The organism is Streptomyces sp. NBC_00271 (assembly GCF_036178845.1).
Taxonomy (GTDB): Bacteria; Actinomycetota; Actinomycetes; order Streptomycetales; family Streptomycetaceae; genus Streptomyces.
Genome location: NZ_CP108070.1, coordinates 7,462,881 through 7,475,164, shown reverse-complemented (window position 1 = coordinate 7,475,164; position 12,284 = coordinate 7,462,881). Strand labels below are relative to the sequence as shown.

11 protein-coding genes are annotated in these 12,284 nt (G+C 72.3%); 3 read left to right on the top strand and 8 right to left on the bottom strand.

Annotated features, from left to right (window positions below; genetic code table 11):
* The first annotated feature begins 52 nt into the window (after window positions 1-52).
* Both OG798_RS34085 and OG798_RS34080 read left to right on the top strand, forming a co-directional pair.
* On the top strand, window positions 53-1,093 hold the full coding sequence (locus tag OG798_RS34085; protein WP_328758187.1) for a GNAT family N-acetyltransferase: 1,041 nt from the start codon (window positions 53-55) through the stop codon (window positions 1,091-1,093).
* A gap of 17 nt (window positions 1,094-1,110) precedes the next feature.
* The gene (locus OG798_RS34080) at window positions 1,111-1,962 is read left to right on the top strand and encodes a transglutaminase-like domain-containing protein (protein WP_097227463.1); all 852 of its coding nucleotides are present in this window, start codon (window positions 1,111-1,113) and stop codon (window positions 1,960-1,962) included.
* A 132-nt stretch (window positions 1,963-2,094) separates the two neighbouring features.
* Here the strand turns inward: OG798_RS34080 and OG798_RS34075 are convergent, their stop codons facing one another.
* The 8 genes from OG798_RS34075 to OG798_RS34040 form a co-directional block, all read right to left on the bottom strand.
* Window positions 2,095-2,709: a response regulator transcription factor gene (locus tag OG798_RS34075; RefSeq protein ID WP_060901376.1), complete on the bottom strand. Its 615-nt coding sequence runs from the start codon at window positions 2,707-2,709 to the stop codon at window positions 2,095-2,097.
* Window positions 2,706-3,881, bottom strand: coding sequence for a sensor histidine kinase (locus OG798_RS34070; protein ID WP_121415092.1), 1,176 nt, complete (start codon window positions 3,879-3,881; stop codon window positions 2,706-2,708). Before OG798_RS34070 ends, OG798_RS34075 begins: the two co-directional genes overlap by 4 nt.
* A complete protein-coding gene (locus tag OG798_RS34065) occupies window positions 3,878-4,618 on the bottom strand; it encodes an ABC transporter permease (RefSeq protein WP_095852745.1) in 741 nt (246 codons plus the stop codon). Before OG798_RS34065 ends, OG798_RS34070 begins: the two co-directional genes overlap by 4 nt.
* Window positions 4,615-5,541, bottom strand: a complete 927-nt coding sequence (locus OG798_RS34060) for an ABC transporter ATP-binding protein (protein ID WP_179857061.1) — start codon at window positions 5,539-5,541, stop codon at window positions 4,615-4,617. Before OG798_RS34060 ends, OG798_RS34065 begins: the two co-directional genes overlap by 4 nt.
* A 158-nt stretch (window positions 5,542-5,699) precedes the next feature.
* Window positions 5,700-8,012, bottom strand: coding sequence for a peptidoglycan binding domain-containing protein (locus tag OG798_RS34055; RefSeq protein ID WP_328758186.1), 2,313 nt, complete (start codon window positions 8,010-8,012; stop codon window positions 5,700-5,702).
* A 160-nt stretch (window positions 8,013-8,172) separates the two neighbouring features.
* Window positions 8,173-8,592, bottom strand: coding sequence for a DUF6113 family protein (locus tag OG798_RS34050; RefSeq protein WP_095857801.1), 420 nt, complete (start codon window positions 8,590-8,592; stop codon window positions 8,173-8,175).
* Window positions 8,592-9,620 carry an N-acetyl-1-D-myo-inositol-2-amino-2-deoxy-alpha-D-glucopyranoside deacetylase gene (gene mshB, locus OG798_RS34045; RefSeq protein WP_267062752.1) on the bottom strand — a complete coding sequence of 343 codons (1,029 nt, stop codon included), beginning with the start codon at window positions 9,618-9,620 and terminating at the stop codon, window positions 8,592-8,594. The genes OG798_RS34050 and mshB overlap by 1 nt, the downstream gene beginning before the upstream one ends.
* 109 nt (window positions 9,621-9,729) lie before the next feature.
* A complete protein-coding gene (locus tag OG798_RS34040) occupies window positions 9,730-9,924 on the bottom strand; it encodes a hypothetical protein (protein ID WP_054228237.1) in 195 nt (64 codons plus the stop codon).
* 176 nt (window positions 9,925-10,100) lie between these two features.
* Between OG798_RS34040 and OG798_RS34035 the strand changes: the two genes are divergently transcribed.
* Window positions 10,101-12,233 (top strand): prolyl oligopeptidase family serine peptidase, encoded by a 2,133-nt coding sequence (locus OG798_RS34035; RefSeq protein ID WP_121415095.1) that lies wholly within the window; start codon window positions 10,101-10,103, stop codon window positions 12,231-12,233.
* The last annotated feature ends 51 nt before the right edge of the window (window positions 12,234-12,284 follow it).

Here is a 12,284-nt window from a genome sequence, read left to right as displayed (position 1 = left end):
CCTAGTATCTCCGTTCCGGGGCGTGATCCATACAGGAGGGGTGAACTGACCTGTGGAAATCTCTGCGGCCGGACGTCTCGAGGTCCGAATCACCGCTGCTGACGTGGGCAAACGTGTCTCTGTTCGGCGGATGATCGTAGATATCGAGGGTGCCGCCGGCGGTGAGAAGTTCACTGACACGGTCGGTGTTCTCACATCATGGGACGAGAGTGTGCTGCTGATCACACGGCGCGACGGCGAAGTCGTCCGGATTCCGGAATCCTCGCTGGTCGCAGGCAAGGTCGTACCGGCCGCCCCGGCGCGTCGGCGGGGCCCCGCGGCCTCGTACGAGGAGCTGGCGCGGGTCGTGGCGCGGGCCTGGCAGCCGGTGGAGAGCGAGCGGCTCGGCGACTGGGAGCTACGGGCGGCCTCCGGGTTCACCCGGCGCGCGAATTCCGTGCTGCCGCTCGGCGACCCGGGCGTGCCGCTCGACGAGGCGCTGACGTACGTACGCGACTGGTACGCGGCCCGTGACCTGCCCGCCTACGTCCAGACCGCCACCAGGGCCGAGGGCACGCAGGAGGTGCTGTGCGCGGAGCTGGAGGCGCGCGGCTGGGCGCGCGAGGTGAGTGCCGGGCTGTGGATCGGCGCGCTCGCGCCGCTCGCCGACCGCGAGGTCGCGGAGGCCTCCGGGGTGGTTCTCGCCCGAACGGCCGACGAGGCCTGGCTGGGCCGCTACCAGCGCAAGGGGCTGAGCGAGGTCGCGCTGCACGTCCTGGGCAGCGGGCCCTCGGTGTGGTTCGCGACGGTGCCCGGCGCGGAGGGGGAGCCTCCGGCCGCGATCGGGCGGTGTGTCGTCGACGGGCGGTGGGCCGGTTTCGCGGCCGTCGAGGTCGACCCCGCCCAGCGGCGTCGGGGCCTCGCCACCGCCGTCATGGCCGCGCTCGCCCGCCGCGCCCTGGACGAGGGTGCCTCGGCGGCCTGGCTCCAGGTGGAGGCGGACAACGCGGGGGCGCGGGCGCTGTACGCCGGGATGGGCTTCGCGGCGCATCACGCGTACCACCACTACCGCGCGCCTGAGGCGTCCGCCGACGACCGCCGTGGAACGGCGTGAAGGGGTATCGGACCGCCATGCCTTCCCCCCATCCCCCGGAGCCGGAGCGAGCCGCCGAGGTGCGGCGGAGGTTCGCCGAGGAGGCACGGTCCGAGCGGCCCGACCTGGCGGCGCTGTGTCTGCTGATCGGGGCGGCGGCGGACGGCGCCCTGGACGAGGCGGGGACGGACGCGGCGCAGATCGAACTCGACCGGCTCGCCGGACAGCTGCCGTTCCGGCCCGGTGGGGCGCTGTCCTGGGCGACCGCGCTCGCCGAGCTGCTCGGCGGGCGCTGCGGGTTCCGGGGCTCGCCCGGGGACTATCAACGGCTGGAGTCGTCGCTGCTGCACGCGGTGCTGCGGCGGCGGCGCGGGCTGCCCATCCTGCTCTCCGTGGTGTGGATGGAGGTGGCCAGACGGGCCGGCGCGCCGGTGTACGGGGTCGCCCTGCCCGGGCATTTCGTGGTGGGCTTCGGGCCGGCCGAGCAGCAGGTGCTCGCCGATCCCTTCGACGGGGGGCGGGTGCTGAGCGGCTCCGACGCCGAGCTGCTCGTGCAGGGCGCCACCGGGGCGCCTCTCGATCCCTCGATGCTCGTCCCCGCCCCTCCGCTCGACGTGGTCGTGCGGATCCTGAACAACGTCCGGGCGTGGGCGGCGGCGCGGCCGGAGCGGTCGGATGTCGGCCTGTGGGCCGTGGAGTTGGCGCTGCTGTTGCCGTCGCATCCTGCGCGGTTGCGGTACGAGCGGGCTCAGCTGCTGGTGCAGCGCGGGGAGTTCCTTGAGGGTGCGGCGGAACTCGAGGCATACGCGGAGGTGGTTGTCACCGTCGACGCGGGCGCCGCGGAGCGGGTTCGGGGACTGGCTCGGGCGGCTCGGGCGATGTTGAACTGAGTTCGCCCAAGCACCGTGCGGTTTTGGACACAGGGCGGCTGCGGGCTCGATTCGGCTGAGCGCGCCCACGCGGCGGAGCCGCATGATGTCACAGCCCCGCGCCCCTTTGGGGCGCTCTCCAGCCCCGGGTCTTTACAGCCAGCCCTTCTCTCGTGCTATCCGGACCGCCTCCGCGCGATTGCGGGCCGTCAGCTTCTGGATCGCTGTCGAGAGGTAGTTGCGGACCGTGCCCTGGGAGAGGTGGAGGGTGGTGGCCAGTTCGGCGTTGGTGGAACCGTCGGCCGCCGCGCGGAGGACCTCGCGTTCGCGGTCGGTCAGGGGGTTGGCGCCCTCGGCGAGCGCGGCGGCCGCGAGGGTGGGGTCGATGACCCGCTCGCCGGCGAGCACCTTGCGTACCGCCGCGGCGAGTTGGGCGGCCGGGGCGTCCTTGACGAGGAAGGCGTCGGCGCCGGACTCCATGGCGCTGCGCAGATAGCCGGGGCGGCCGAAGGTCGTGAGGATGAGCAGTTTGATGCCGGGGAGTTCCTTGTGGACCTCGGCCGCCGCCTCGATGCCCGTCTTGCCCGGCATCTCGATGTCGAGGAGCGCCACGTCCACGTCGTGGGCGCGGGCCGCGGCCAGCACCTCGTCGCCGCGCGCCACCTGGGCGACCACCTCGATGTCGGGCTCCAGGCCCAGCAACGCGGCCAGCGCCTCGCGGACCATCGACTGGTCCTCGGCGAGCAGGACCTTGATCGTGCGGCTCATGCACCGGATCCTACGGGGTGATCGGCGGCCTCGAAGGGGGCCTGCGCCGGTACCCGTGCGACCAGCCGGAAGCCGTGCCGCACCCGGCCCGCCTCCAGGGCTCCGCCCGCCTTCTCCAGCCGCTCGGTCAGGCCCGTCAGACCGTTGCCCGGGCCATGGCCCGAGCCGCCCGAACCGTCGTCCTCCACGCTCAGTTCGAGCAGCGGGCCGTCCAGCGTCTGGCGGCGGACGAGCTCCACGGTGCAGCGCCGGGCCCCGCTGTGCCGTACGACATTGGTGACCGCTTCCCGCAGTGCCCAGGCGAGCGCGGACTCGCTCTCCTCGGCGACGTCGGTGAGGTCCGGCTCCGCGGGCAGGTCGGCGGTGACGCCCGCCGCCGTCAACGCGACCTGGGCGCCGGCGAGTTCGCCGGACAGCCGGGGGCGCCGGTAGCCGGTGACCGCCTCGCGCACGTCCACGAGGGCCTGTCGGCTGACCTGTTCGATGTCGGCGACCTGCTGGGCCGCCTTCTCGGGGTGGTCGGGGAGCATCCGGCCGGCCAGTTCGCTCTTGAGGGTGATCAGGGAGAGCGAGTGGCCCAGCAGGTCGTGCAGATCGCGGGCCAGGCGCAGGCGCTCCTCGTTCGCGGCCAGTTGGGCGACCGTCGCACGGGCCTCGCGCAGCGCGATCGTCGTGCGGATCAGTTCGCGGACGCCGGTCATGGCGAACCCGCCGAGGAACGCCGGGATGAGCAGCCCCGCCAGATACGCCTTGCCGCCCGACACGGTCAGGGCGATCCCCGTCAGCACCGCGGAGACGGCCGGGATGGCCCAGCGCGCCAGCCGCAGCGGAAGCACCGCGCCGGACGCGATCGAGACGTACACGAACAGGACGAGCCACTCCCGCCCCAGGGTGAAGGAAAGCAGGGCGGCCTCGGCCGCGAGGACCACGAGCGAGACGAACACGAAGGGGGTCGTCTCGCCGCGGCCGGTGCGGAAGACCAGCGCCCCGTACCACCCGACGAAGGCCACCAGGCCGAACCAGCCGAGTACGACGACACCGGTGCTGTGCCCGCCGTGCACCAAGTCGCTGACGGGCGCGCTCAGATAGACGAGCCAGATGCCGGTCCAGATGGCCTTGACCATCTTCTGCCTGCGATTCTGCGGGGGTTGCCCGATGCCGATGCTGCTCACGCCTTCAGCGTGTCCTTCCGGTACAGCCATGCCGCGCCGCCCGCGAAGAGGAGGAAGGAGACAGCGAGGATGGCGAGGTCCTTCGCGTGCGGGGCGTCGCCCAGTTCGATGGATCGCCCGAGGGCAGCGTACGCGTGCGTGGGCAGCCAGGACGCGATCTTCTGAAGCCAGTCGGGGAAGGTGGTCGTGGGCATCCACAGGCCGCCGAGCACCGAGAGCCCGAAGTACAGGATCATCGTGATCGGGCGGACCGCGTCGCCGCTCGCGAGATAGCCGATGGCCACGCCGAGCGCGGCGAAGACGAGGCTGCCGGCCCAGATCGCGCCGGTGAGCGCGAGCCACTGCCAGGCGTCCAGCCGTACGTGCTTCACGGCGGCGGCGACCGCGAAGACGACCACGATCGACGGCAGGCTGATCACGGCGGCGCTGGCGGTCTTCGCCAGGACATAGCCGCGGCCCGGCAGGGTGGTGAGCCTGAGCTGCCGTACCCAGCCGCTCTCGCGCTCCTTCGCGATGCGTTCGCTGTTGCCCATCAGGACCGCGGTCAGGGCGCCGAAGGAGGCCATGGAGACCATGAAGAAGGTCGGCAGGGTCAGCCCGGTGCCGTCCACCTCGGTGGTGCTGTCCGCGCTGCCCGCGATCAGCAGGAACAGGGCCGAGGGGTAGATCACCGAGAAGAACAGGAACTTCTTGTTGCGCAGGGCGCGGGTGATCTCGAGCTTGATGAGGCTGTTCACTGCGACTTCGCCTCCTCGGCGGCCGTGATGGCGACGAAGGCCTGCTCGAGCCCGAGCCCGGCGACTTCGAGATTGCGAGGGTAGAGGCCGAGCCCGTACAGCGCGTGTACGGTCGCGTCGGCGTCGGAGGACTGGATGCGGACGGTGTGCCCGGAGACGTCGATCGAGGTCAGGAAGGGCAGGGCGCGCAGCGGGTCCTCGTCGATGGGCCCTTCCAGGTCGAAGGCGATCCGGCGGGCGCCGGCCTTCGCCTTGATCTCGGCGGCGGTGCCGTCGGCCAGCAGGCGGCCCCGGTGCAGTACGAGGACGCGGTCCGCGATGGCGTCGGCCTCCTCCAGGTAGTGCGTGGCGAACAGGACGGTCCTGCCCTGGTCGGCCTGCTCGCGCATGGTGGCCCAGAAGGCCTGGCGTGCGGAGACGTCCATGCCGGTGGTGGGCTCGTCCAGGACGATGAGGTCGTTGGCGCCTGCGGTGGCGAGCGCGAAGCGGACGCGCTGTTCCTGGCCGCCGGAGAGCTTGTTGACCTTGCGGTCGGCTATCTGCGAGATGCCCGCGCGGGCCAGCACGTCACTGACCTTGTACGGCTTCGGGTGCAGATCGCAGGCCAGCTTGACCAGCTCGCCGACCGTCACCTCGTCCATCAGGCCGCCGCTCTGCAGCATGGCGCCCACCCGGCCGCCGACGATCGCCTCGCGGGGGCCGGCGCCGAACACCCGGACCGCGCCGGTGTCGGGGTGCTTGAGGCCGAGGAGCAGGTCCAGCGTGGTCGACTTGCCGGCCCCGTTGGGACCCAGCAGGGCGACGGTCTCGCCCGGGTGCAGGTCGAGCGTCAGCCCGTCGACGGCCCGTACGTTCCCGTAGCTCTTGCTCACCTGATCGAACCCGACCACCGGGGTGGTGGCGGGCGCCGCTGTTGTCGTCATGGGGACCATCGTGGCCGCGCGGGCCCGGTGCCCGGCAGTGTCGGCGGTCCTGAGTGCCGGATGACAGATGTCATGTGCGGTCCGGGGGTCCCCGTGCTGCGACGACGGAGCCCCTGCCCATTGCGGGCAGGGGCTCCGTTCGTCCGGACGACCAGGGGTCAGCTCGCTTTGGTGCCGATGACTCCGATGCGCTCCGCCGTCGTCTTGCCGCGCAGGGCCTTGCCCAGTGCGGTGACGACGTCCTGCGGCGTGACAGCGCGCTTCCCGGCCGCGGTCTGGATCTGCACGCCGTCGAAGGTCTTGCCGTACGCCGCCTTGAGCGCCGTGAGGTCGTACGTCTCCACGAGCTTGCCGTTGACGGCCTTGAAGCCGAGGATCTTCGGCAGTGACAGGGCACCGAACTGGATGCTGTGTGCCGCGTCGGTCTGAATGGTGACGCGGGCGGACATCGCGGGCTGGGCGAACTCCTTCATCTCCCGGTCGACCTCGGCGTTCGAGACGGTCGGCTGACGGGTCGTGGTGGCGACCTTCACCGGGGTGGAGATGCCGGTCTCGACCTGGGCGCGGTACGCGTCCTCGACAGCCTGGGTCGAGGCCGCCACGTCGATGCCCTTGCCCGCCTTGCCGTACACGGCGACGGCCTTGCCGGACTCGAACTTGATGGTGCCGTCGCTCGCCGAACCGGAGCCGCTCGCGGTGCGCTCCAGGGCGGCCTGGAGCTTCTCCTCGTCGACGGGCATCGCCGGCTCGACGACGCGCTGCTGACCGAACAGCGAGCCGATCACGGAGACCGGGTTGTAGTCGCTGCCCGCGGCGGCGCGGACCGTGTCCTGGGCGTTGAACTGGAGCCCGGCCTGGTCCGGCTTGAGCGAGACAGTGGTGCCGTCCACCGACAGCTGGAGCGCCTTGTTCGTACGGGCCCCGAAGGCGTCGTCGAGCTTCTTGACGGCCTCGTCGCGGGTGCCGCCGCCGATGTCGACGCCGAGCACCGTGGTGCCCTTGGGGACGTCCGAGCGGTTCATCAGCAGCCCCGCGCCGTAGACGCCACCGCCGACGAACACCACGGCGACGACCAGGAGCGTCAGCTTGCTGCGGCCCTTCTTCTTGGCCGGCTTCTTCGAGGAGGCGGCGGGCTTCGGGGCCGGCTCGGGCGCCTTCGGCGGGGTGTGCGGCAGCGGTCCGTCGCTGTGCGCGCCCGGCCCGAACGGCGAGTTCTGGGCGGCAGGCACGACGGGAATGCCGCTGGTCAGGGTGTGCCCGGAGACGTTGTCCACCGGGCCGCCGTAGCCCTGGCCGCCCGGATCGGGCGCGGGCTTCTGCGGGGTGAGGATCGCGGTGTCGTCACTGAGGCCGCCACCGGGGTATCCCGCGCCGAGGCCGGCCGCGCCGTGCCCGCCGGGGACGCCATGACCACCGGGGCCACCGGGCCCACCGGGGCCCGCGGTCAGGCTGCCCGCAGCCGCGCCCGGGCCGGCCGGCGGCACCAACGGGCCGTCACCGGTCACCGGACCGCCGGTCGGGCCCGCGGGACCGCCCCGGCCGTTCTCCGAGAAGTTCTCCGCGAAGTACGGGAGGTCGTCACGGCGCGGTTCGCCACCGGGCCCTCCAGGGCCACCCGGGCCGCCGGAGCCACCCGGGCCGCCGGAGCCACCCGGGCCGCCAGGCCCACCGGGCCCGCCCGGGCCTTCGCTTCCTATCGCCGGGAACGAGGCCGTGTTCCCCAGCGCCGCGGAGACGTCGAAGGAACCGGTGCCGCCGCCGTGACCGGGGGCCACGGGTCCGGCGCCGGTGGCACCGGGCAGCCCGGCACCGTTCGTACCGCCGCTCCCGGGGCGGGGCGCGTTCGCCCCGCCGGGCCGGGCACCGCCCGCGCCGCCCAGGGGACCGGCACCGTTCGCGCCACCGGGGGCACCCGGACGCGTACCTCCGGTGCCGTTGCCTCCCGGCGTGCCCGCACCCTGCGGCGCCGCGGGACCCATGGGTCCCGAACCGCCGGGCAGGCCAGCCCCGTTGGTGGACCCGCCGCCCGGGCTGCCGCCCGGCGCACCGGACTTGCGGGGTGCGAACCAGTCGCTGGTCTTCTCTCTGGCCGGAGCACCGCCCGCGGCGGCGGCGGCTTCGGCCGAGGTCTCGGTGGCCGTGGCCGCTGCCACGGGCGCACTCACGTCACGCTGCGCCTGCGCGGGGGCTCCCGCGGAACCGGCGGACTCGGCGGGCGACTCGGCGTCCCCGACCGGTGTGCGCACGACGACCGGCGGGATGGGCCGTGATCCGGGGATGTTGATCCGGATCCGTGTCGTCAGCGTGGTCTCGGTCTTGCGCTCCTCCGGCGGGGTGCCGCCGGCCGAACGGCCCGCGTCGGCACCGTTTTCGGAAGCCGTGGGGGTCCCGTAGGGGGGCGTCCCCGACGGGTACGCGGCTCCACCGCGCCCGTTGGGCCCGGAGGACGAACTGTCAGTTTCACGACTCAAGGCAGGTTCTCCCGGTTGGCTCCGCCGCCCGTTTACTCGACCTCATCTCGGGCAGCTCGGCGGCGCGCACCACCATACTGGCCGTATTCGGCGCGCAAACCTCGCCCGCCCAGGAAACTCGCACGGGACCCGCACCTGTCCCCTACGGCGAAGTGGGACGTCACTTCCCAAGTCGGACGGCGGAGTCGTGCGGTTGCCGCCCCAGACCAAGCGTGGCGCACATCACAGCCACAGCCATCCCGCCGAGCAGGAAGAGGTAGGAACCGAATCCCGCGCCGAAGAAGAAGTCCCCTTCCGGGCGGGTGGAGGTGAGCAGGACGACCGCGATCATCCAGCCCGCGGCGGGCGCGACGGCGCCGGCCCGGGAGCCGGTCGCCCGCGATCCGCCCAGGAAGAGCCCGGCCGCGCCGGCCAGCGCGAGCAGCAACCCGCCCGGGAACCAGGCGGCTTGCACCAGCGTTCCGGCGGCCCCGACCACCGCGCCGAGCAGGAAGAGGCCGAGGTGGGCCACGATCCGCCCGGCCGAGGGCCGCGGCAGCGGCTGGGCGAGCGCGCTCCCCCGCTGTCCCGACATGCTCATCACGCGTCCGCCTTTCCCTGCTCGGTCTCCGTGGATCCCTGTTCGGTCCCCGTGGATCCCTGTTCGGTCTCCGTGGAACCCCGTTCGGTCCCCGTGGATCCCTGTTCGGTCCCCGTGGAACCCTGCCCGGTCCCCGTGGATCCCTCTTCGATCCCCGCGAAGAGGTCGGTCTCACGACCGGGTCCCGCGCGCTCCCCGCGCACCAACTCGTAGTACTCGGTGGTGAACAGCGGTTGCGCGAGTGCGTTCGACAGCGCGAACCAGGGCTCGGCCACCTCGATCTGGGTGGCGTGCGCCCGCATGGCGGCGGCCTTCGCGGCGGCGTACGCGGTCCCGTCGATCGCGGTGGTGACCACCGCGTCCTCGACCACGCCGGGTACGTCGGCCACGGCGGCGGAGTGCTCGAAGGGCAGTCCGGGCAGGGCCTCGCGCAGCCGTCGGAAGCCCTCCTCGACGACGGAGCGCGGGGCGCGGTTCCAGTAGACCTTGGCGATCACCCAGGGCGCGCCGAGGTCGGGGCGGACGGCGGGGTCCGCGGCCAGCTCGACGGCGCGCACGGCGACGCGGTGGGCCTGGATGTGGTCCGGGTGTCCGTAGCCCCCGTCGGGGTCGTAGGTGACGAGCACCTGGGGGCGGACCTCGCGGATCACCTCAACCAGGTACTCCGCAGCTTCGTCGACGTCGGCGGACCAGAAGGCGCCCGCACGGTGGTTCTGCTCCAGGCCCATCATCCCGGAGTCGCCGAAGCGCCCGGGACCGCCGAGGAAGCGGTGGTCGGTGACCCCGAGCTCCTTCATGGCGGCGGCCAGCTCGCCGATCCGGTGCGGGCCGAGCCCGCCCTCGCGGTCGGGCGCGAGATGCGCCAGCTCGGGCGGGATGACCTCGCCCTCCTCGCCGAGGGTGCAGGTCACCAGCGTCACATGGGCGCCCTCGGCCGTATACCTGGCCATGGTCGCGCCATTGTTGATCGACTCGTCGTCCGGGTGCGCGTGCACCAGGAGCAGACGCCGGTCGGGCAGTTCCGTCATGGAACCCACCCTACGAGGCGCCCGGCCCACCGCCGAGGCGGGCACGGGTCCTGGCGCCGAAGCTCCCCGTCAGGACGTGAGGCTTCCTGTCAGGACGTGAAGCCCCCCGTCAGAACTTGAAGCTGCCGATCATGTCCGCGACGTTCGTCGTCAAGTCGCTGATCGTGGGGGCCATCGTCGATGAGGCGAGATAGAAGCCGAACAGGACACACACCACCGCATGGCCGGCCTTCAACCCGGACTTCCTGACCAGGATGACGACGATGATCGCCAGCAGCACCACCGCCGAAATCGAGAGTGCCACGGCGGCTCACCTCCAAAGATCCCAGGGACATGGGGGGTCGGACATGGGGGTCGGTAAATCCATACAGCGGCCAGCGGGTTCATACCCACACACCGCCAGTGATCATAACTATCCATACGCGCGCATCGATCGGCGCACGGCCGCACAAGGGGGCGCATGGCCAATATGGTCAAGGCATGACGACCGAGCCTCTCTCCTTCCCCCGCCGGTACGCCCGGACGCAGCGCTTCACCCTCGGCGCACCCCGCGCGTTCAGCGTCTCCCCGGACGGTTCCCGGGTGGTGTTCCTGAGGTCCTCCTCCGGCACGGACCGGGCGAATCAGCTGTGGGTCCTCGATGTCGCGGAGGGGCAGGAGCGCGTCGCGGCCGACCCGCGGGCGCTGCTCGGCGGCGCCACGGAGCGCCTGTCGACGGCGGAGCGGGCGCGCCGCGAACGCAGTCGCGAGGGCGGCGCGGGGATCGTCGGCTATGCCACGGACACGGCGGTCGAGCTGGCCTCTTTCGCCTTGTCAGGGCGGCTTTTCACGGCGGAACTGCGAGCCGGTACGGCACGTGAACTCCGGGTCCCGGGACCGGTGATCGACCCGCGTCCCTCGCCCGACGGACGGCTCGTCGCGTACGTCCGCGGGGGCGCCCTGCGGGTCGTCGGCGCCGAGGGGGAGGGCGACCGGGCACTGGTGGAGCCGGAGTCCGATGCGGATTCGGGGACGGTTTCCTATGGATTGGCTGAGTTCATCGCGGCCGAGGAGATGGGGCGTTCGCGCGGTTTCTGGTGGTCTCCGGAAGGGGACCGACTACTGGTCGCACGGGTCGACGACGCGCCCGTGCGGCGCTGGTGGATTTCCGATCCCGCACAACCGGAACGCGCTCCGCAGCAGGTCGGCTACCCGGCCGCCGGAACGGACAATGCGGACGTAAGGCTCTTCGTGGTCAGCCTCGACGGGGTGCGCACGGAGGTGGTCTGGGACCGGGCGCACTACCCGTATCTGGCGCATGTGCACTGGTCAGCGGCGGGCGCGCCACTGATTCTGGTGCAGGCGCGGGACCAGCGCAGCCAGCTGTTCCTGGCCGTCGACCCGGACACCGGGGCGACCCGGATGGTGCACGCCGACGAAGATCCACAATGGCTGGATCTTTTCCCTGGCGTGCCGTGCTGGAGCCCCGCGGGACAGCTCGTACGAATCGCCGACGAGGGCGGGGCGCGGGTCCTGGCCTTCGGCGAACGCCCGTTCACGGGACCGCAGTTGCATGTGCGCGCGGTGCTGGACGTCTCGGACGACGACGTGCTGATCTCGGCGTCGGCCGGCGAGGCGGCGACCGCCCCGGAGACGGGCGAGGTGCATGTCTACCGCGTCAACGAGCTCGGTGTCGAGCGTTTCTCCCAGGAACCCGGCGTGCACACGGCGGTGCGCGGCGGGGGCGTGACCGTGCTGGTCTCCTCGGTGCCGGACCGCCCGGGAGCCCAGGTGCAGGTGCTGCGGGACGGAAAGAGGACGGCGACTGTCACGTCGTATGCAGAAAGTCCCGGTCTGTCCCCGCGCGTGACACTCACCGAGGGGGGCGCACGGAAAATCTCATGCGCCCTGCTTATGCCTACTGACTACGACGGTGTCACTCCCCTCCCCGTGCTCATGGACCCCTACGGCGGTCCGCACGGCCCCCGGGTGCTGGCCGCGCACAACGCACACCTCACCTCGCAGTGGTTCGCCGACCAGGGCTTCGCGGTGGTCGTCGCCGACGGCCGCGGCACCCCCGGCCGCTCCCCCGCCTGGGAGAAGGCGGTCCGTGACGACTTCACGCTCACCCTCGACGACCAGATCGACGCGCTGCACGGCCTCGCGGAGCGGTTCCCGCTGGATCTGTCCCGGGTGGCGATCCGGGGCTGGTCGTTCGGCGGCTGGCTCGCGGGGCTCGCCGTGCTGCGCCGCCCCGACGTCTTCCACGCGGGCATCGCGGGCGCCCCGGTCACCGACTGGCGGCTGTACGACACCCACTACACGGAGCGCTACCTCGGTGATCCGGCGGCGGCCGCGGAGGCGTACGCGAAGAGCTCGCTGATCACGGACGACGGACTGTCCGCGCCCGCCGAGCCGCACCGGCCGCTGATGATCGTGCACGGCCTCGCGGACGACAACGTGGTGGTCGCACACGCCCTGCGGCTCTCCTCGGCACTCCTGGCCGCGGGCCGCCCGCACGAGGTGCTGCCCCTGTCGGGCGTCACCCACATGACCCCGCAGGAACAGGTCGCGGAGAACCTGCTCCTGCTCCAGGTGGACTTCCTGAGGCGATCACTGGGCATGACGGGCTGAACACATGCGACGGGCCGGGGCGACATGGCGCGCCCCGGCCCATCTACGGCA

Coding starts and splice junctions, on each gene's coding strand:
- OG798_RS34080 (WP_097227463.1), top strand. CDS start 1,111: ATGCCTTCCCCCCATCCCCCGGAGCCGGAGCGAGCCGCCGAGGTGCGG.
- OG798_RS34075 (WP_060901376.1), bottom strand. CDS start 2,709: ATGAGCCGCACGATCAAGGTCCTGCTCGCCGAGGACCAGTCGATGGTC.
- OG798_RS34060 (WP_179857061.1), bottom strand. CDS start 5,541: ATGACGACAACAGCGGCGCCCGCCACCACCCCGGTGGTCGGGTTCGAT.
- OG798_RS34050 (WP_095857801.1), bottom strand. CDS start 8,592: ATGAGCATGTCGGGACAGCGGGGGAGCGCGCTCGCCCAGCCGCTGCCG.
- mshB (WP_267062752.1), bottom strand. CDS start 9,620: ATGACGGAACTGCCCGACCGGCGTCTGCTCCTGGTGCACGCGCACCCG.
- OG798_RS34035 (WP_121415095.1), top strand. CDS start 10,101: ATGACGACCGAGCCTCTCTCCTTCCCCCGCCGGTACGCCCGGACGCAG.